Annotated in this window: 19 protein-coding genes; 12 read left to right on the forward strand and 7 right to left on the reverse strand. The window is 47.0% G+C overall.

The features are described 5' to 3' along the window. Nucleotides 1–50 precede the first annotated feature (50 nt). On the forward strand, nt 51–2,729 hold the full coding sequence (locus ASC40_RS09855) for an SNF2-related protein (protein WP_245622260.1): 2,679 nt from the start codon (nt 51–53) through the stop codon (nt 2,727–2,729). Beyond that, on the forward strand, nt 2,726–3,382 hold the full coding sequence (locus ASC40_RS09860; RefSeq protein WP_055439645.1) for a pseudouridine synthase: 657 nt from the start codon (nt 2,726–2,728) through the stop codon (nt 3,380–3,382). The genes ASC40_RS09855 and ASC40_RS09860 overlap by 4 nt, the downstream gene beginning before the upstream one ends. On the opposite strand, the gene djlA is transcribed toward ASC40_RS09860, so the two are convergent. From djlA to ASC40_RS09875, 3 genes are read right to left on the reverse strand one after another with little or no spacing between them, the layout of a single operon-like run. Continuing rightward, nucleotides 3,360–4,160, reverse strand: a complete 801-nt coding sequence (gene djlA, locus ASC40_RS09865; protein ID WP_055439646.1) for a co-chaperone DjlA — start codon at nt 4,158–4,160, stop codon at nt 3,360–3,362. The genes ASC40_RS09860 and djlA overlap by 23 nt on opposite strands. Continuing rightward, nucleotides 4,157–4,834, reverse strand: coding sequence for an N-acetylmuramate alpha-1-phosphate uridylyltransferase MurU (gene murU, locus ASC40_RS09870; RefSeq protein ID WP_055439647.1), 678 nt, complete (start codon nt 4,832–4,834; stop codon nt 4,157–4,159). Before murU ends, djlA begins: the two co-directional genes overlap by 4 nt. Next, a complete protein-coding gene (locus ASC40_RS09875; protein WP_072243439.1) occupies nt 4,834–5,889 on the reverse strand; it encodes an aminoglycoside phosphotransferase family protein in 1,056 nt (351 codons plus the stop codon). Before ASC40_RS09875 ends, murU begins: the two co-directional genes overlap by 1 nt. Nucleotides 5,890–5,999: 110 nt before the next feature. On the opposite strand from ASC40_RS09875, the gene ASC40_RS09880 reads away from it, so the two are divergent. Genes ASC40_RS09880 through ASC40_RS09905 form a run of 6 tightly spaced genes read left to right on the forward strand, consistent with a single transcriptional unit; the run spans nt 6,000 to nt 12,576 of the window. Then, the gene (locus tag ASC40_RS09880; protein WP_055439648.1) at nt 6,000–8,273 is read left to right on the forward strand and encodes an LPS-assembly protein LptD; all 2,274 of its coding nucleotides are present in this window, start codon (nt 6,000–6,002) and stop codon (nt 8,271–8,273) included. A gap of 9 nt (nt 8,274–8,282) precedes the next feature. Beyond that, the gene (surA, locus tag ASC40_RS09885) at nt 8,283–9,569 is read left to right on the forward strand and encodes a peptidylprolyl isomerase SurA (RefSeq protein WP_055439649.1); all 1,287 of its coding nucleotides are present in this window, start codon (nt 8,283–8,285) and stop codon (nt 9,567–9,569) included. 13 nt (nt 9,570–9,582) lie between these two features. Further along, nucleotides 9,583–10,563, forward strand: a complete 981-nt coding sequence (pdxA, locus tag ASC40_RS09890; RefSeq protein WP_055439650.1) for a 4-hydroxythreonine-4-phosphate dehydrogenase PdxA — start codon at nt 9,583–9,585, stop codon at nt 10,561–10,563. Continuing rightward, a complete protein-coding gene (rsmA, locus tag ASC40_RS09895; protein WP_055439651.1) occupies nt 10,560–11,369 on the forward strand; it encodes a 16S rRNA (adenine(1518)-N(6)/adenine(1519)-N(6))-dimethyltransferase RsmA in 810 nt (269 codons plus the stop codon). Before pdxA ends, rsmA begins: the two co-directional genes overlap by 4 nt. Beyond that, nucleotides 11,362–11,730, forward strand: a complete 369-nt coding sequence (gene apaG, locus ASC40_RS09900; protein WP_072243440.1) for a Co2+/Mg2+ efflux protein ApaG — start codon at nt 11,362–11,364, stop codon at nt 11,728–11,730. Before rsmA ends, apaG begins: the two co-directional genes overlap by 8 nt. Nucleotides 11,731–11,748: 18 nt before the next feature. Next, complete coding sequence (locus tag ASC40_RS09905; protein ID WP_055439653.1) at nt 11,749–12,576, forward strand: symmetrical bis(5'-nucleosyl)-tetraphosphatase; 828 nt, start codon at nt 11,749–11,751, stop codon at nt 12,574–12,576. On the opposite strand, the gene tyrS is transcribed toward ASC40_RS09905, so the two are convergent. Then, complete coding sequence (gene tyrS, locus ASC40_RS09910) at nt 12,573–13,775, reverse strand: tyrosine--tRNA ligase (protein ID WP_055439654.1); 1,203 nt, start codon at nt 13,773–13,775, stop codon at nt 12,573–12,575. The genes ASC40_RS09905 and tyrS overlap by 4 nt on opposite strands. Before the next feature lie 181 nt (nt 13,776–13,956). Here tyrS and ASC40_RS09915 point away from each other — a divergent pair, with 181 nt between their 5' ends. Further along, on the forward strand, nt 13,957–15,285 hold the full coding sequence (locus tag ASC40_RS09915; RefSeq protein WP_141656141.1) for a peptidoglycan DD-metalloendopeptidase family protein: 1,329 nt from the start codon (nt 13,957–13,959) through the stop codon (nt 15,283–15,285). After that, nucleotides 15,285–16,409: an anhydro-N-acetylmuramic acid kinase gene (locus tag ASC40_RS09920; protein ID WP_055439655.1), complete on the forward strand. Its 1,125-nt coding sequence runs from the start codon at nt 15,285–15,287 to the stop codon at nt 16,407–16,409. Before ASC40_RS09915 ends, ASC40_RS09920 begins: the two co-directional genes overlap by 1 nt. A 6-nt stretch (nt 16,410–16,415) precedes the next feature. Here the strand turns inward: ASC40_RS09920 and pepQ are convergent, their stop codons facing one another. From pepQ to ASC40_RS09935, 3 genes are read right to left on the reverse strand one after another with little or no spacing between them, the layout of a single operon-like run. Further along, complete coding sequence (gene pepQ / locus ASC40_RS09925; protein ID WP_055439656.1) at nt 16,416–17,726, reverse strand: Xaa-Pro dipeptidase; 1,311 nt, start codon at nt 17,724–17,726, stop codon at nt 16,416–16,418. A gap of 59 nt (nt 17,727–17,785) precedes the next feature. Further along, on the reverse strand, nt 17,786–18,130 hold the full coding sequence (gene erpA / locus ASC40_RS09930; RefSeq protein ID WP_055439657.1) for an iron-sulfur cluster insertion protein ErpA: 345 nt from the start codon (nt 18,128–18,130) through the stop codon (nt 17,786–17,788). A gap of 58 nt (nt 18,131–18,188) precedes the next feature. Beyond that, on the reverse strand, nt 18,189–18,923 hold the full coding sequence (locus ASC40_RS09935; RefSeq protein ID WP_055439658.1) for a DUF6776 family protein: 735 nt from the start codon (nt 18,921–18,923) through the stop codon (nt 18,189–18,191). An 82-nt stretch (nt 18,924–19,005) separates the two neighbouring features. On the opposite strand from ASC40_RS09935, the gene hemJ reads away from it, so the two are divergent. Together hemJ and ASC40_RS09945 are read left to right on the forward strand one after the other, a co-directional pair. Further along, on the forward strand, nt 19,006–19,431 hold the full coding sequence (gene hemJ, locus ASC40_RS09940; RefSeq protein WP_055439659.1) for a protoporphyrinogen oxidase HemJ: 426 nt from the start codon (nt 19,006–19,008) through the stop codon (nt 19,429–19,431). Nucleotides 19,432–19,510: 79 nt separating this feature from the next. Next, entirely contained in the window at nt 19,511–20,527 is a 1,017-nt protein-coding gene (locus ASC40_RS09945; RefSeq protein ID WP_055439660.1) for an aspartate carbamoyltransferase, read from the forward strand. Nucleotides 20,528–20,541 lie beyond the last annotated feature (14 nt).

Genomic DNA, 20,541 nt, shown 5'->3' on the forward strand with positions numbered 1-20,541 from the left:
CGCTACCATGTGCGCCCTTTTTATCGACTATGCTGTAAAGGTCTTATTGAATGGTAGCGAAAGTAGACGCAATGCAATTTATTCCCGGGCAACGCTGGTTAAGTGAAACCGAAATAGAACAAGGGCTGGGTATGGTTACTCAGCTTCAAGGCCGTATGGTTTCGGTGTTATTTCCGGTTACCGGAGAAATGCGCCAATATGCTATCAGTGATGCACCTTTGGCTCGCTATCAACTACTGGTTGACGAAGTTGGTCAACACGGTGACGGATGGTCTTTTCGAGTTATTCAGGTAGACGATGACAGTGGTGTACTTACCTATCATGGAATTCGAGAGGATAATAAAGAGAACGTACTTGTACCCGAGTCACAATTAGCAGCCCAAGTTGCAACCAATCAACCGCTCACTCGTATTTTGGCCGGTAAACTTGACCGTCTCGATATGTATAACCTACGGTTACGCGCGCAGCGCCATTTACAAACGTGGCAAGGAAATCCAGCTGCAGGCCTCATGGGTGCGCGGGCAGAGCTACTACCCCATCAACTCTATATTGCCGCAACGGTTGCTGATCGTCATCAACCACGTGTGCTTTTGGCGGACGAAGTTGGTTTAGGGAAAACCATTGAAGCGGGCTTGATTATGCACCGTCGTCTACTTACAGGTCGCAGCGAACGCATTTTGATTGTTGTGCCCGACAGCCTCGCGCATCAATGGCTGGTTGAACTGTTACGACGATTTAATTTGCAATTTAGTTTGTTTGATATTGAACGCTGCGAACAAGCTGCAATTGATGGTGGTGCTGTGTTTGCCAGCGAACAGTTAGTATTGGTGCCGCAGTCACTGCTTTCACATCCAATGTGGTCCGGTGAGTTATTCGAAGTGGAATGGGATTTATTAGTCATTGATGAAGCCCATCAAGTTGCCCCTGAAGACAAGCGTTTTCAAGTGCTGAAACGGCTTACCGAGCATGTTTCAAGTTTACTGATGCTGACTGCAACACCTGAACAGGCGGGCGTTGCTGCACACTTTGCTCGGTTACAGTTGCTAGACCCAGATCGTTTCAATAGTTTTGAACGTTTTACTGAAGAGCAAGCCAACTACCGCGAACTTGCGCCACAAGCAGAAGCTTTAGCGCAAGCTAAAAAAACGGCTGAGCTTGATGAACTGCTCGATAATTACGGTACTGGCCGTGTTATGTTTCGAAATAGCCGAGCTCACATAGGTGGTTTTCCAACCCGCCACTTATGTGATTATGTATTACCTGCCGGTGATTCTCTTACTGTCAGGTTTGAGTGGCTTGTCGGCTTACTCAAACAACACAAACATGAAAAATTTGTGCTTATTTGTCGCCATACCGAAACCGTACTCGCATTACACGAAATGTTACGTGTACAACAAGGTATTCATGCGGCTGTTTTTCATGAAGGGCTAAGCCTCTTAGAGCGTGACCGTGCTGCGACCTACTTTGCGAGTCCTGAAGATGGCTGTCCAATTTTGTTATGTTCTGAAATTGGTAGTGAAGGCCGTAATTTTCAGTTTACACAACACCTTATTTTATTTGATCTGCCGCGCCACCCTGACTTACTAGAGCAGCGCATTGGTCGCCTAGACCGTATTGGACAGCAAGCCGATATTTTCATCCATGTTCCGGTGGTTGAAAACACCGCAGAACAGGTTCTTTTTGCTTGGTATCAAGCGATGCAGGCATTTACCCAGACCAATGCTGTTGGCGAGAGCATATTCCGGCAATTTGACGAGCGCGTGCAGGAGCTTATTGATGTCAACGAAATTGGCCAACTTGACGAGCTTGAATTAGCCCAGTTAGTTAGCGACACCGAAATAGCAGCGGCGGAGCTCAGAGATAGCGTGGAAGCCGGTCGCGATAGACTGCAAGAGCTGAATGCATTTCGCCCACATCAGATTGAAGCCTTGTTGGAACATATTCGACTCAATGAAAAAGCTGACGAGTTACAATCTTTCATGGAGTCATTCTGGGCAAGATTTGGCGTTGATTACGATCGACTTGATGAGTACAGCGGTTGGTTGAGGCCGTCCGATCAAATGCGTGTACCGGTTGCAGGTTTGGCTGACGAAGGTATTACTGTGACTTTCTCTCGTGAGCATGCTTTAACTCACGAAGACGTCGCCTACCTAACTTGGGATCATCCATTTGTTCAACAAGCGCTTGAACTTCTTAGTTTTGACACTTACGGCTGTACCGCTCTAGGTATTTTAAAAAACCGTGCGCTGCCTGCTGGTGCTTGGTTTATTGAATTAACGTTTAGTAGCTTAGTGATGGCCCCAAAACAGTTGGTGGCTAACGAATTTTATCCACGCCAAACCTTCCGGGTTTTGCTTGATAGCCAAGGTCGCGACTTAACCGATAAAGTAGCCGCAAACGCTCTCGATTCACAGTTGCAGTTTATTGACAAAAAACAGGGCAGACTACTGGTCAAGCAACTGCGGCGTGAGTGTCAGCAGGCTATCCAGCAAGCGTGGCATTCAGCTGAACAACAGCAGCAAGTGGTAATTAACCAAGCACTAGAAAAAATGCAACAACAACTTAATCAGCAGTTCGCGCGCCTTGTAAAATTGAAGCAGCGCAACCCAATGGTGCGGCAAACCGAACTTGATGCTATTGAATTACGTAAAGCTGAATTACAACAGGCGTTTAAATCTCCTCTATTGCAGTTAGATTCGGTGCGCTTAATTGTGAATATTCCAGCATGACACTATTAAGCTATGAACCACCGCTGCAGCCCTTTATTAGCATCATCTACGCAGACGCGGATATTGTGGTGATTAATAAGCAAAGCGGCTTGTTAAGCGTACCGGGAAAAGCCCCCGAACATAGAGACTCTGCGTGGTCTCGATTAGAGCGTGTGCTACCCGACTTACGGGTGGTGCACCGGCTAGATATGGCGACATCGGGGGTCATGGTTTTTGCCCGCCACAAGCAAGCTCAAGCGGCACTGCAAAGACAATTTGAGCAGCGTTTAGTGGGTAAACGTTATCGCGCCCATGTGTGGGGACAACCACCATCAACAAAGGGTGAGATTAACTTGGCGCTGCGTTGTGATTGGCCGAATCGTCCACGGCAAATGGTGGATTTAAACTTAGGGAAAGCAGCCCGAACCTTGTATGAGGTTACGGGACAGCACCAACATGGCGCCATTGTCGCTTTAACACCTTACACCGGTCGTTCACATCAGCTACGAGTTCACATGCAAGCTGTCGGATGCGCTATTTTAGGCGATAAATTTTATGCGTCGCCTGCTGCTTTTGCAGCGGCGCCGCGACTACTGCTGCATGCTGAATATCTTGCGTTTAATCAGCCGATCAACCAACAGCCATTATCATTTAGTTGCCCTGCTGACTTTTAATCAGTTCATAGGCAGCCTGAATTTGCTGAGCTTTCACTTGAGCTGACTCTCGCATTTCGGGCGGTAGCCCTTGGGCTGCCAATTTGTCTGGGTGGTGTTTATTCATTAATTTGCGGTATGCTTTTTTTACCTCGGAAAAACTAGCCGAACGCGCTACACCCAATACCGCGTATGCGTCATCAAGCTGGTTTCTGCTCGGTGGCGCTTGTCGCCCACCCGATGACTGCCCGCCAGCAGAGTAACCTCCCCCAAATCGCTGACTTGCTTGAGCCATTTGCAGCATAATATCAAGTTGCGCTCGGCGAAATCCAAGCGCTTCTGTTACTCGTAGTAAAACATCGTACTCGCTTTGCTCTACTTGGCCGTCATGAAGCGCAATGGTAAGAACTTGCTCAAGAAAAAACTGCAATAAGTCACGGCGCCATGCCAGCTGGGAGCGTAATTTTTGTACCTTTTCTACCAACGGAAAATTAGCTTCTTTGCCTTGCCGAAAACTCTCTTGTGCTTCAGCCCGCGCTGACTCACTTAAACGCAAATGGTCCATCAAGCGAGTGACATAATTAATGTCTTGTTCGGTAACGCGCCCCTTGGACTTGGCTAAATGCCCAAGCACCGCAAATAGCGTGCTGACAAATTGCTGTGGTTGCTCGGCACCTTGCTGCATAGCACGACCAAGTGCTCGGTCAAACCAATGGCCAATCATCAAGCCCAAAAATAGACCGACAAAACGCGCGAATAAAAAGCCAAAAAAACCACCGAGAATTTTCCCCCAGATCATGGGTGCTCCTGTAATTGTTGAAGGCGCTGTGGTGTGCCAACATCTGTCCATGCAGCAGTAAGTAATGACGCAGCAATTAGCTCTTGCGCAATGGCGTCATCAAGTATTGGTCGTAAACGCACAAATTGCTCCTGCCCTGGCTTATACATGGAGAATAATTTAGGCGAAAACAACCCCATACCTGTGTATGTATAAGTTTTTTGCCCACTTTGTGCAGGCATAAGTTGACCATTGTTGAGGGCGAAGTCTCCAGCTGGATTATGGTCTGGATTTTCTGTCATCAGCAAATGTGCAAGCTTGCCCGGCGCAAGTTCTTGAGGCAAATCAGAAAAGTCCAAGTTAGTAAATATATCACCGTTGATAACCCAAAAAGGCTCCTCCCCCAACAAGGGTAAAGCTCGGATAATGCCGCCAGCAGTTTCCAGCCCACCCGCAGGTTCACTTGAGTATTTTATTCGCAATCCAAATTGACTTCCGTCACCTAGCATTGCCTCAATTTGTTCACCTAACCATGCGTGATTAATAATAACTTCCGATACTTTTTGTTGAGCTAGCTTTTCTAAATGGTACAGCAGCAAAGGTTTGCCATTGACCTTCAACAGAGGCTTTGGGGTCACATCTGTTAACGGGCGCATGCGCTCACCTCTGCCAGCGGCTAAAATCATTGCACGCATTACATACGCCCCTGCAGCGCTGGTTGAATGCGCTCTACTAACCAAACTCGATAATCTTCGAACTCCGGGTAGCGCCCCGCAACATCATATAAATAACCAAGCGTGCGCGGAATATCTTGTAAATATCCTGCTTTCCCATCACGCAAATACAAACGAGAAAAAATACCTGCAGCTTTAGTGTGGCGCTGCATTCCCATTAAGTCGAACCAGCGCATCCATTGCTCAGTTGTGATTTGTGTAGAAACCAAGTTTTGCTGTTTTAAAGCGTTCAAAAAACCAATCGCCAACTCTTCAACTTGAGCTTCCGGCCAACGTACATAGCAGTCTTTCAATAAGCTCACCGCGTCATAAGTTATTGGCCCAACGACGGCATCTTGAAAATCTATGTATGCCAGTTGGCTATCAGCCAGCACCATAATATTACGTGCATGAAAATCACGATGAACGCCTACTTGTGGCTGCTCTAACGCATTCTGCACCAAGGTGTCACAAACCTGATTCCACAAGGCCTGTTCAGCTTCACTAATGTCGAGCTTTAAATACTTGGCAACTAACCACTCGTGAAACAAGTGCAACTCGCGGCGCAACAAAGCCTCGTCATACGCAGGAAGCGACCCCTGGCTGGTTGCTGTTACTTGCATTAGCTTCGGCAAGTCAGTCAAGGCCTGTTGATACCAATTCAACATGGTGTTTTCGGTTAGCTCGCTCAGCAACAAAGTAGAGCCAAGATCAGTTAACAACATAAAACCGTTTTTTTCGTCAGCGGCAATAATTTTCGGCACCTTAACGCCGGCTTCAGCATAAGCTTCAGCGACCGCCATAAAAGGCTGCAGCGACTCTTGCGGGGGCGGCGCATCAACCGCAATAAGACTGCGATGACCATCGCTAGTGCGGAAGTAACGGCGAAAGCTTGCGTCACCAGACACGCTATGTAAGCGCTGTTGTCGATAACCTGTAATGGCTTCACACCAAGCTTGTAGTTGCAGTTCTCGTTGTTCGTTCACGTTGCCCTCACGGCTTGCTCGTATTAACCTGTTTACCTTAACTTTTGGCATTATTGGTTTGCATACTGGTGAAAAAAGCCCAGTTTAGCAAATGGCGGCAGAATAGAAATTGCTTTATCATAGCCTGCACATTGTGAAGGATAACTTGGGTACCGTGTTTCATGCATAAAATTTTTTGGACATCCGTGTGTGTTTTTGCCGTTAGCGCTTGGCAGCACACGGCCTTAGCACAACAAAATGTGCAGCCAGATATGTCCGTATGCCCGATACCTGCGCCGTTGTTCAATGCACCTATTAACCCATTTCCCAATTTGCTCCCGGGCGCCATTGGCGTGCGAGCTAATCGTGCTGATATTGATTCAACCACTCAGGTGGCTTCATTTTTCGGCGCGGTTGAGGTGCAACTTGATGAACAACAATTAAGAACCGAACAAGCACAAATCAATCAATTAACAGGTAATATTAATGCCAGCGGTGAAACTCGATTCACCAATGGTTATGTACAAGTTGCTTCTGAAAACTTCCGTTTGAACTCCGGCGAGAATCAAGCTTTTTTGAGTGGTGCACGTTATCAGTTGGCTGTATCAGGAGCGCATGGCAAAGCCGATATGCTCGCCATTTCGCCGCAGCAAGTGCGACTAGAAGGCTCAACGTTTACCACCTGCCCAAGCGAGAATCCAGCTTGGCAAATGAGTGCTGAAGAAATTTCGTTAAGTGAAGATGAAGCTTGGGGCGAAGCATGGCATGCAAAATTCGAATTATTTGGCGTGCCGGTATTGTATATTCCTTACATTAATTTTCCTGTCACCGAAGAGCGTAAATCGGGGTTCTTATTTCCAACATTTCGGTCGTCACAAAAAAACGGATTTGAAGTTGAAGTTCCCTATTACATTAATATTGCGCCAAACATGGATGCCACTATTACCCCCCGCTATATGGCTGAACGGGGTTTGCAAATGCAAGGCGAATACCGGTTTTTAACCGAAACTACCCAAGCTCAATATAACCTCGCCTATTTGAATGACGATAAAAGCTCAAGCGCAGACAACTCTCGCTTTTTATGGCGAATAGAGCAGCGTCATGCGTGGAGCGACAACTGGCGCGGCTACATTAACGGGACATTTATAAGTGACGATGATTACTTAAATGATATTGGTAGTGAGTTTGCCGGCCGCGCCGACGCGCAGCTATACCGCCATGCCCAAATTGACTACTTAAGCAAAAACTGGAATGTCACGCTACGAACCGAAGATTTTGAAATTTTGGGTAACTATCGTTCCCCTTATCGAACAACGCCGCAAATTATTAGTCACTACTCAATTAGTCCGTTAGAAAACTGGGATTTCAAATTATTTTCTGAGCTTTCCCATTTTAGTAACCAAGACGATAGTAGCGACCAAGCAACTCGCCTGCACCTGCAGCCACAAATTACCTACCATTTAGAGCGACCTGGTTATGATTGGCTAGCTGAATTAGGTTATGCCTACACGCACTATAACCAGGATGCATCAAGCGAGCGCAATTTGGCGGAAAACCCAACGCGCGGGCTACCTAGCTTCCGGTGGCGCGCTCGCGTTAATCTAGAACGCCTTATTGATATAAACGACAGCATATATACCCATACATTGCAGCCGCAAATTCAATATCTGTATACCCCCTATCGAGACCAGTCGGGTATTGGCATTTACGACTCAACCTTAATGCAAGATGACTATCAAGGCCTATTTAGAGCGCGTCGTTTTTCTGGCTTGGACCGTATAGCCGATACCAATCAGGTCACGGTCGGTGCTTCTACCAGCCTATTTGATCAACAAGCGCGCGAGCTAGCACGATTTAGCTTTGGTCAAATTTATTACTTTGAAAATAGTCGCACGCAATTATTTGAAGGGGTGGATACCACGTCAGAAAACCGTTCCGACTTAGCCTTAGAAACCCGTTTTCGTATTAGTAACAACATGTATTTTAATAGCTCAATACAATACAACTTAGAGCAAAATACAACGCGTAAAAGCCAAACTACCCTCGAGTACCGCAAAGATGAGTTCAATCTCATTCAGTTTAGTCATCGTACGGCAAGTAATTTACTTGAAAACAACGTGGAACAAGTTGGTATGTTGGGTGTCGTAGAAATCAGTCCGCGCTGGCAGCTAGCATCAAATTGGTACTATGACTTGGCAAACAGTCGTACCAACGACGCGCTGATTGCGTTACAGTACACCGACTGTTGTTGGGCTATGCGTATCAGTGGCTATCGACGAATTAATCGAAATCTTGAGTTCAATACAGGGGTGCCGCAAGCTGGTGCGCCTGAATTTGATAATGGTGTCAGTGTTCAATTTATAATAAAAGGCTTGGGAAGCGACAACAATGGCTTGCTCGATTTATTAGAGCAAAGTTTATTTGGTTACCGCCACCCGTTCCATTTAAGCAACTAGGTAGTATTCATGGGTAATATCGTAAAGTTTTTTGTCGCCATTTCGGCACTGCTGTTAAGTTCCGTTGTTATGGGGCAGCAAGTACTCGACCGCGTTGCGGTTATCGTCAATGAAGGCGTTGTACTTGAGAGTGAAGTTGACCAATTGCTCAAACAAGTTAAGGCGAATGCAGCTCGCTCGGGCGCTGAGCTACCTGCAGATAAGGTACTGCGCATTCAAGCAATGGACCGTCTAATTCTGACTGAACTACAAAAGCAGATGGCCGAGCGTATGGGTATTACCATTTCTGATGCGCAGCTTGAGCAAACCTTGGTGCGTATTGCAAACGACCAAAACATGTCGGTGGACGAATTGCGCGCAAGCATCAACGCAAGCGGCAACAACTGGAGTAGTTACCGCGAGTCAATTCGCAACGAAATAATTACTGGCGAAGTACAACGTGCAGCCGTTCGTCGCCGCGTGTATATCGCACCGCAAGAAGTAACAAACCTTGTGGAAGCCATGAATCAAGCAACTGAGCAAGAGGTTGAGTATCGACTTGGCCACATACTCATGGGGTTCCGTGATAATGCAACAGCTGATGAAGTACAAGAAACTCGTGAGCGTGCTGAGCAACTTTTAGCTAAGCTTCGCGATGGCGCTGACTTTGAAAAAGCGGCGATTACTTCCTCATCAGGTTCTCGTGCACTGGATGGCGGCGATTTAGGATGGATGAATATTAACTCCATGCCTACATTATTCGCTGACGCAGTTCGTGGCAAAAACCAAGGCGAACTCATTGGTCCACTACGTAGCGGCGTTGGTTTTCATATTCTGAAGGTCAATGAAATACGCGGAATTGAGCAAGTTGAAATAAGCGAGGTAAAAGCTCGTCATATTCTCATGACTCCTTCAGTCATCTTGTCAGAGCGTCGAGCCAAAGAACGACTTGAAGAAATTCGAGCGAGCATTATTGCGGGTGAGGTTGATTTTGCCGATGCGGCTCGTGAACATTCTGCTGATACGGGCTCTGCAGCAAACGGTGGTGAATTAGGTTGGGCTGAGCCATCAATTTATGCACCTGAATTTAAAAACACCATAGAAAAAGCTGAAATTGGTGAAATTAGTCAACCATTCAAAACACAGTTCGGTTGGCACATTGCTCAAGTGCTCGATCGCCGCGTTCAGGACGCAACAAAACGTAGCCAAGAAAATCGCGCATATCAGTTGCTTTTCAATCGTAAATATCAAGAAGAACTTGAAAATTGGCAACAAGAAATACGTGATGAAGCTTATATTGAAACAGTCATCGATTAACTGAGTCATACTGATGAGTATAGCGCGCATAGCATTTACCCCAGGTGAACCAGCCGGTGTTGGTCCTGACCTAGCTGTGCGCCTTGCTCAACTTGATTGGCCAGTTGAACTTGTCGTTATCGGTAACAGCGCGCTATTACAGCAGCGTGCAAAAGCGCTCTCGCTACCTTTAGAGATTATTCCTTATCATCCCGAGCGGCCGGCACAGGCTCAGCAAGCAGGGTCAGTAACCGTATGCGAGATCTCGCTTGGAGCGAGCGTGGTACCGCAGCAACTAAACACCAACAATGCTGATTATGTGCTGCAATCATTACAGCGTGCAGCGCAAGGTTGTTTAACCCACGAGTTCGCTGGCGTGGTCACAGGCCCGGTGCACAAAGGTGTCATTAACGAAGCGGGTCACAAATTCAGCGGTCATACTGAATTTTTTGCCGAAATAAGTAACACGGAACAAGTTGTTATGATGCTTGCAACGGAAGGTTTGCGAGTCGCGTTAGTAACAACTCACTTACCCTTGGCTGAAGTGCCTGCAGCAATTACTCAAGCGAGAGTAACTCGTGTTTTACAAATTGTCGCTCACGACCTTGAACAAAAATGGGGCATTCCACAACCTCGTATTTTGGTGTGCGGTTTAAACCCTCATGCCGGAGAACAAGGGCACCTTGGTCGTGAAGAGATAGACCATATCACTCCAGCAATTGAGGCCTTGCAGCAAGCCGGCCTTAATGTCAGTGGGCCTTATCCAGCTGATACCGTCTTCCAACCGCACTACCTTGAACATGCCGACACTGTGGTCGCGATGTATCACGACCAAGGGTTACCTGTGTTAAAATACAAGGGGTTCGGTAACGCAATTAACATTACGCTGGGCTTACCATTTATTCGCACTTCTGTTGACCATGGTACGGCCTTAGACAAAGCAGCAACAAATAATGTAGATGACCGCAGTGCTATACTCGCGTTACGCACTGCAATCGACATGGTAAATAAATGACAAAAACACACTTAGGCCACCGCGCACGAAAACGTTTTGGACAGAATTTTCTTCACGATGAATTTGTCATTAACGATATTGTCGACGCAATTAATCCACAACCTGGACAAAATCTCATAGAAATAGGCCCGGGCCTTGCCGCCCTAACCGAGCCAGTTGCGGACCGAGCAGAACGATTAACAGTTGTCGAACTTGATCGTGATTTAGCCGATCGCCTAGAGCAGCATCCGTTTTTGAGCAGCAAGCTAACGGTGTTTCGCGCTGACGCTTTAAAAACCGATTTTAGACAGTTTGCCAAAGAACAACCAATACGAGTTTTCGGTAATCTTCCATACAACATTTCAACGCCACTTATTTTTCATCTTCTCGAGCATCTCGAGGTGATTGAAGATATGCATTTTATGCTGCAAAAAGAAGTGGTCGAACGCTTGGCCGCTGAGCCTAATAGCAAGGCCTATGGCCGAATTAGCGTGGGAATTCAGCAGGCGTGCCAAGTTGAACCCGTACTTATGGTACCGCCGGGCGCCTTTACGCCACCACCAAAAGTAGATTCTGCTGTGGTGCGACTTGTGCCTTACAAAAAATCACCCTACCCTGTTAAAAGTCGTGAGGCTTTGCACAAAATATGTTTGATTGCGTTTAATCAGCGCCGCAAGACAATTCGTAATAATCTTAAGCAACTGATGTCTGACGAACAAATTGAAGCCTTGGGTATTGACCCAAATGCACGCCCAGAAACTCTTTCGGTAGCCGACTATTGTCGTCTCGCTGATTGGTATAGCGAACAGCAAGGTGAACATGCATAGCATTGAAATTGAGGTTAAAACACACTTCATTGCATCACATTCAGATGCGTCATCTGGTGAATATACATTTGCCTATACGATTACCATAACTAATCGTTCAGAAACGCCAGTACAGCTACTCAAGCGCGCTTGGAAAATTACTGACGCTGACCATAAAATAACACGTGTGGCAGGCGACGGCGTGGTCGGTGAGCAACCTCATATAGCGCCTGGTGAAAGCTACAGTTATACCAGTGGCACTGTATTGGCGACGCCAATTGGCACCATGGAAGGCTTTTACACCATGGTTGATGGCAATGGCACCGCTTTCGATGTTGAAATTCCGTCTTTCCGCTTAGCTATTCCTAATATTATTCACTAAGTAACCACAGGGTGAATAATGGCACATTACATAGTTGGTGACATTCAAGGTTGCGCACTGGAGTTAAAACAGCTTCTGGCAAAAGTTAACTTCAAACCTAAATTCGACCAACTGTGGTGCGTTGGAGATTTAGTTGGCCGCGGCCCAGACTCATTGGCAACTTTACAGTTTCTTCAGCGGCTAGGTGACGCTGTCAAAATTGTGCTAGGCAACCACGATCTCAATCTAATATCGGTATTACTTAACGTGCGTAAAGCTGATCCACGCGACAAATTAGATGCCATAATCGCCCTTCCCGAGAACGACAAGCAGCAGCTAATTGCATGGTTAGTGCAACAACCATTAATGCGAAAAATTGACGACCAGGTTGTAATAAGTCATGCGGGTATTTACCCATGGTGGACAGTTGCACAAGCTCAAACTTATGCCAATGAGGTTTCTCAAGCTATACAACAAGCATGGCAACAGAACACTCTCGGTGAGTTTTTACAAAACATGTACGGTAATGAGCCCACTATATGGTCACATGCTCTCTCTGGACCTGAACGAATACGCTTTATTATCAATGCATTCACACGCATGCGGTATTGTGATCAAGCGGGGCATTTGAATTTTTCTGCTAAGATGTCACCCACAGAGCAAACTGCCAACACTGATTTAGTCCCGTGGTTTGAGTTATGGGATATTGACCAAACAACTTTAGTATTTGGCCACTGGGCCGCGCTAATGGGGAAAACTCACCGAGAAGACGTTATTGGTTTAGATACAGGCTGTGTATGGGGCAATCGTCTAACACTGCTGCATTACCCTAGTGGCAAACGCAGCAGTGTCGCCGCAAAAGTTTAATTTACAGTAATTTTCGCAAACTTTCGCTTGCCAACTTGAAAGACAGCAGTCGTTCCGGCAGCAATGCTTAACTTCGTATCGCTAACCTTTTCACCGTCAATTTTCACAGCGCTTTGCTTTATCATACGCATTGCTTCAGAGGTTGATGCAACCAAATTGGCCTCTCGCAGCAAATTACCGATAGCAATTTCACCGCCCTCGCTGACAATTGTCAGCTCCGGCAAATCGTCAGGTATGGCATTCTTACTAAAGCGCTGAATAAAATCCTGCTCTGCTGCATCTGCTGCGGCTTCATCGTGAAACCGTGCAATAATTTCTTTAGCTAACAACACTTTGTAATCGCGTGGGTTAGCACCACCGGCAATGGCTTGTTTGAAACTGTTGATTTCCTCAAGCGGCCGGAAGCTTAACAGTTCATAGTAACGCCACATTAAGTCATCAGAAATGGACATAACTTTACCAAACATCTCGTTAGCAGGCTCTGTAATGCCGATATAATTACCTAAAGACTTGGACATTTTTTGCACGCCATCAAGGCCTTCTAACAATGGCACCATGATCACGGTTTGCGGTTTTTGGCCTTCGTCCTTTTGCAGTTCGCGCCCCATCAATAGATTAAAGCGTTGATCGGTACCACCCAATTCAACATCTGCCTGCAATGCAACCGAGTCCCAACCCTGCACTAATGGGTATAAAAACTCATGAATCGCAATCGGCTGGCCACTGCCATAGCGCTTTTTAAAATCGTCACGCTCAAGCATGCGTGCAACGGTTTGACGTGCGGCTAATTTGATCATGCCAGCGGCACCAAGCTCGTTCATCCACTCTGAGTTAAAACGAATTTTGGTTTTTGCGGGATCAAGGATTTTGAATACTTGCTCTTTATAGGTCTGCGCGTTGGCCAATACGTCTTCGCGCGATAGCGGCTTACGCGTGACATTTTTACCGGTTGGGTCGCCGATCATGCCGGTAAAGTCACCAATTAAAAAAATAATTTCATGGCCTAAATCTTGAAAAACCCGCATTTTATTAATCAATACGGTGTGCCCAAGGTGCAAATCTGGTGCTGTCGGATCAAAACCAGCTTTTATCACGAGCGGCTTGCCACTCGCTAATTTTTCTTTAAGCTCTTGCGCTAAAAGAATTTCTTCGGTACCACGCGCTATTTCGGCGAACGCATCCGTAGCTGATAATGTCATATGTAACAGTCTCCTGAATTCGATCAATTTGGCCACAAGCCTTGCATTGTATGCTATTTCTTGAAGGCTTTTAAGTTCATTTAACGGTAAATTGACTGGAAAATCGCCACACTTCGTATTATTCTGCAATCAGATCCAACGATACGCGAATAATAATATTGCGCTAACTTATCGGAAGGTTATGAAGTCGATTCCAAAATATATGACAAAATTCGTTGCGGCTTTACCGCGTCGACATCAAGTGCTGCTCAGCTCAGTTTGTGCGGCAACTTTGCTTATTGTGATGCTGCCATCAGAGCCAGCTACTGCGTCTAAGCACGTGAGCGAGCCACAGCTCGGCAACGCCGAACTCATTCTCGGGCAACGTTACGAGCTAGACATTAGTCTACATAATGAAGCAACCGAACAAGGCACTTCGCAGCAACCAACCATTCGTTGGAGCGGCTATGAAGTGCGCTCAGGTGACTCATTAGCTCGTATCTTCGACCAAATGGGGTTAACGCCTCAGCAGCTTTATCGTGTTACTCAAGACCAACAAGCTGATAAGTATCTACGTAAAATTCACCCAGGCGACACCTTGCGCTTTGCTCGCGATGAGAATGACGAGCTCATTCAATTGGCATTTCAACTCGATCCGACGCAAACGCTAATTATAAGTAAAACCGACAACGGTTATGTCAGCGAAATTGAAGCCAAAGCGGTTGAGGTACGCACTGAAACCGCCCATGCTCGCGTGAAATCAAGCTTCTGGAATGCCGGCATTGATGCTGGGCTTACCGAAGGCCAAATCATGAGCATAGCGGATATTTTCGGCTGGGATATCGACTTTGCACTCGACCTTCGCGAGGGTGATGAGTTTAGTGTGATGTTTGAGAAAAAATACGCTGACGGCGAGTTTGTAGGCTTTGGTCGTGTGTTAGCGGCTGAGTTTGTTAATCGCGGTGAACACTACCAGGCTTTTCTCCACGACAACGGTGAGTTTTATAACGCTGAAGGCCGCGCCATGCGTAAGTCATTCCTGCGCTCACCAGTGAAGTTTACTTACATCAGCTCAAGCTTCAACCCGCGACGTTTACACCCAGTAACCGGCCAAGTACGCCCGCACAACGGTATTGATTATGCAGCGAGTGTTGGCACACCGGTCATGTCATCGGGAGCCGGTCGGGTTATTGCCAGCGCATACAACAACCTCAATGGTCACTACGTTTTTGTGCAACACGGCGAAAGATACGTAACCAAATATCTGCACTTGAGCAAGCGTCTAGTGAAAAAAGGCCAGCGTGTTAAACAAGGCGAGCTAATTGGTCGCGTAGGCGCAACTGGCCGTGTTACCGGTGCGCACTTACACTATGAGTTTTTGGTGGATGGCGTACATCGCAATCCGCGCACAGTGAAGTTTCCACAAGCGGAATCACTGGCAAAAAATGAACTTCCCATGTTCAAAGAAGCCGCTCAACAGCGTCTTGCCGTATTGAATGACAGTAAACGGTTCTATTTGGCGATGCGTTGATGGCACAGCGTGACTTATACCTCGGGCTGATGTCTGGCACCAGCATGGACGGGCTAGACATTGCCTTGGTTGAGTTTACAGATGACATGCCAGAGTTGGTTAGCCACCAACAGTTTGAACTTCCCGATGCTCTGCAAGAGAAACTGCACGCCTTGTGCGATGAACACCCCAATGAACTTCACCATTGGGGTGAACTCGATCGTGAGTTCGCCATATTCTGTGCCGAGTGTGTACTTGAATTCCTCAATCGACGCAATTTGTCTGCCACGGCGATTACCGCCATTGGCAGTCATGGTCAAACCGTACGCCATCAACCTGATGCGAACTACCCTTACACGCTACAGCTAGGCGACCCGAATACTCTGGCTGCACTTACCGGCATTGCCGTAGTTGCTGATTTTCGCCGTAAAGACATCGCCCTAGGCGGGCAAGGCGCGCCGCTAGTACCCGCATTTCACCATGCGGTATTCAGTAGTTTAAAAGAGTCTCGTGTTATTCTAAACCTCGGCGGCATTGCCAACATCACCTGGCTACCGGGAAACCCAACAGGCGTTACCGGCTTTGATACGGGCCCCGCGAATACACTCATGGACCGTTGGTTTAAAGCCTGCCACCCCGAGCATGCTGACGACTTTGATCGCCATGGGGCGTTTGCTGCTCACGGTGAAGTGAAGCATGAGGTGCTTGAGCAACTCCTCGAAGACTCATACTTTAGCCGGCCGCCACCTAAAAGCACTGGCCGTGATGTATTTAATCTTGATTGGTTGCGTGAGCGGATAGGTGATCTGGATAAATATAGTCGTGCAGATATTCAAGCAACTCTGGTCGCTTTCACTGCGCGAACCGTCGCCGATGCAATTCAACAATGGCTTCCAGAGCAGCCAGATACCATTTTTGTCTGTGGTGGCGGCGCTTATAACCCCATTTTAATGAGTGCCCTCAAAGTCGCGTTACCAAACGTTCAGTGGCATGCCACATCGGTACTTGGTGTGGCGCCGCAACACGTTGAGGCCATGGCGTTTGCCTGGCTAGCATATAGTTATATACATCGCAAACCAGGCAACTTGCCAGCGGTGACCGGCGCTAGCCGGCCAACTATTTTAGGTGGGCTATTCTTACCTTAATTAACGCTAATCTAATGTCGCAAATGCGTCACGGGTAAGGTTCTCATTGTTGCCATTCTCACCAACCACAATACTGTCTTCAATACGAATGCCACCGTATGGGCGTAGTTCTGCAATGCGGTCCCAATTAAAGTCAGCATTGCCTTGATGCGCCTCAAGCAGTTGGTCAACCACGTATAAGCCTGGCTCAATGGTAAAGGCTTGGCCAACTTCGATATCACGCAACAGGCGTAAAAACGGATGACGAGGATCACGCGCAATAGTATCACCGCGGTCATTGGCCAAGAAACCACCTACATCATGTACTTGCAGACCAATAAAGTGGCCTAAACCGTGCGGGAAGAAGGCGCTGCTATAGCCTTGCTCATAAATACTTTCTGCGGTGCCCTTCACAAAGCCGTAATCCGCCAAAACCTGCGCAATTTTTAAGTGTTGGCTGACGTGCAGTTCGTAATAATTGATGCCGGGCTTAATTTCAGCAAGCAAGGCCTGCTGCGCTTGGTCCATAGACTCGATAAGTTCAGCAAAAAAGCCAGACTCACGTGCATAAGTGCGGGTAATATCAGCGCAATAGCCGCGATATAGCGCGCCAGCATCAATCAAAAATGAACGCGACTGCGCAGGCGCTTGGGTTTCGTACACATCATAATGCAGCACGGCACCATGTTCGTTAAGCGCCACAATACTGTTATATGGAACTTGGCTTTCACGGAAGTTTATTGCAGCCAAATACGCATGGTGAATTTCCAACTCACTCGCACCGGCCATAAAGGCATCTCGCGCCGCCAAATGCGCTTTCGCCGCTAAGCGGTTCGCGTGACGCATATTGTCCACTTCCCACGCCGTTTTAATGGCACGGTGAAAATGCAAATGGTCGATTAAATTAGCCGGATTACGCGCTTTAACAGGCCAGCTTGCAACAGGCTCAGCAAAGTCTTCGCCAATAAACGCAGCTGATTTAATTTTGTCGCCTAGCCATGCGGTCATTTTGTCTTGCTCGTCAATCACAACCAGCTCGACATATTGTTGCCACTCTTCTTCGGGCACTTTAACTTCTGCATGCCAAAAATCACGAGGCTGAAATAAAAATACTACCGGCTTTTCGCCTGGTTGATAAAAGATGGCACTTTTCGGACTTTCAATAACTGGAACCCAGTATTTGAACAGCGGGTTCACTTTATAAGGTGCGGGATTATCATCAAGAAAGGCCACACGTGGCTGGCCTGCGTAAATTAGAACTGACTCGTAGCCGGTAGCGGCAAGTGCTGCGTCGAAACGAGCACGCACCGTGGCGATATGATCTGCGTATGCGCTCATAAAAACCTCGCTTAGAAAATGTGAAACTATTCTAGCGGAAAGCGAGGTTTAACTCACGTTTAGATCGAGAAGCTTGACCCACAACCACAGGTGGTCGTCGCATTTGGATTATCAACGAAGAAACGCGCGCCCTGTAAGCCTTCTTCGTAATTTACTGTGCCGCCCATTAAGTACTGTAAACTCATAGGGTCAACCACCAGGGTAACACCGTTTTTTTCAATTTCCATGTCGCCTGGGTTGGCTTTTTCGTCAAACGTAAAGCCATATTGAAAACCAGAGCAGCCTCCACCGGTGACGTACACGCGCAGTTTCAACGCCGGATTTTCTTCCTCGGCAATCAATTTTTTCACTTTATTGGCTGCGGCTTCAGTAAACTGAATAGGCATTGCGGCTGCGTCGGTCATAATATTTGAATACCTCTTGAAAATTCATTCACTATTTTCGCTTACCTGACTAAAAGGGTCAAGTATTGCCGTCTTCGTTCACGACTTCTCTTGGCTGTAATAATTGACTCCAAAAGAAACTACGCGTCAGCGACTGCCGAGAACCACTAATATTCACTTCGACATCAAGTCGCTCTGGCAAAAAGTCATCTGGCAAGACAAAGTCGCCTGCTTGCACGGTAAAGTAACGCATACTGAATTGGCGATCTTTAGCTTCTATATTTGCTAAATCAAGCAAATCATAGCTTGCTGGTTTATCATTTTTGCGGCCATGTAAGGTTATACTCAATGTGCCTTTTGTTAAGTTGCGCACGCGCTCCATTTGCACAATGGCCAAACGAAAATGAAAATGGTTCGGCGTAATATTTTTCTGCAATTCAAGCGAGTCGATAACCACGCCACTCGCTTCCATTTCTGGCGCCATAATTTTCTGATAGAAAGTTATTTCGCGTCGTAGCGCAAAGTTTTCGTCCTGTGCAATAAGTAGTTCTTGCTGCAAGTTTTTGCTAGCGGCACGCTCAATACCCAGCTCAACCATAGCAATGTGTTGCTGGTAATCGAAGGTTTCAGCGCGCTGATACAATTGTTCAATAGTTTCCTGTTGCTGTGATATCTCGTCTTGTAACTTGAGTACATGCCAGTGACCGCCGTAGTATCCGCCGAGCACACCAATAATTAACGTAAGTAACAGCAGGCCCCAGCCACCAAAACGGTGTACCAATAAGCTGATTATGATATTTTGTTTCTGCGTCATAGGTTCACTTCGTAACTTGAATTAGCGACATGCTACGCAGACGTGGCGCGGCGCGCAACAATAAATCAAATAAGGCAGCAATATGATTCTGTGGTTAAAAGCTTTGCATATTATATTCATGGTGGCTTGGTTTGCCGGTATTTTTTATTTGCCGCGCTTGTTTGTTTATCACGCCCAAGTTAGCGACGACAATACCAGCGAGCAATTGAAGATTATGGAGCGCCGGTTGCTGTATTTTGTAACCCCGTTTGCGCTGCTAACATTGGTATTTGGCTTAGCTCTTATGTGGATTTATGGTGCGGCCTGGCTTAAAGCGAGCGTTTGGTTGCATGTAAAGTTGGTTCTAGTGACCTTGCTTTATGTGTATCACGGCTATTGCTTCAAGCTGCTTGCGGACTTTAAATACAATCGTAATACACGCAGTCATAAGTTTTACCGAGTGTTTAACGAAGTGCCGGTGTTAGCGTTGTTTGCGATCATTATTTTAGCTGTGGTTAAACCGTTTTAGTCGCAGCGGCATTCTTTTCATGGTGAAATTCTGATAGAATATCGGTCCAGTGTTTCCCATCACTGTAGGGCCTTTTCTGATGAATTTTACCGGTTCCAACATTCTCTCGGTCGACCAGTTCGACATCGACAGTATTCAAACAATATTTGCTATTGCCGATCGCATGCAACCCTATGCTCGCCGTCAAAAACGCACAAAAGTGCTCGACGGTGCTATTTTAGGCAATTTATTTTTTGAGCCTTCAACACGTACTCGTGTGAGCTTTGGTACCGCGTTTAATTTACTCGGCGGCGAAGTTCGCGAAACCACCGGAATGGAGAGCTCTGCACTAGCCAAAGGTGAGTCGTTGTACGACACCGCGCGCGTACTTAGTAGCTACAGTGATGTGATTGCCATGCGCCACCCGAAGTCGGGTGCGGTGGCTGAGTTTGCCGAAGGTAGCCGCGTACCGGTTATCAACGGTGGTGATGGGGCCAATGAGCATCCAACCCAAGCCCTGCTTGACTTGTATACCATAAAGAAAGAGCTGGCTTATCATGGCCATGGTGTAGACGGCATGCACATTTGCATGATGGGCGACTTAAAGTTTGGCCGCACCGTGCACTCGCTGTCGCGCTTATTAGCCATGTACAAAGACATCCGCTTTACGCTGATCTCGCCACGTGAACTTGCCATGCCAGATAGCGTGCTTGATGTGTTAGCGAATGCTGGGCACCGCGTCACCATTACTGACCAAGTAAGCGGCAGCTCTGATGCAGACATTGTGTATCAAACCCGTATTCAACAAGAGCGCTTTACCACGCCACAAGAGGCTGATTTGTATCGTGGCAAATTCCGCTTAAACAGTGAAATTTATACCAAGCACTACAAACCCAATACCGTCATTATGCATCCGTTGCCGCGCGATTCGCGTGCAGAAGCCAACGAACTTGATAATGATTTGAACCAAAACCCGAACTTGGCCATATTCCGTCAAGCCGACAACGGCGTGTTAATACGAATGGCACTATTTGCCCTAACTTTGGGTGTGGCCGAGCAAGTTGAAAAATATGAATGCGATGTGAATTGGTACAGCAGCAAGCCCTCTGGCTACTAAGCTAGTACCTTTTT

This window comes from Pseudidiomarina woesei (assembly GCF_001418345.1).
GTDB lineage: Bacteria > Pseudomonadota > Gammaproteobacteria > Enterobacterales > Alteromonadaceae > Pseudidiomarina > Pseudidiomarina woesei.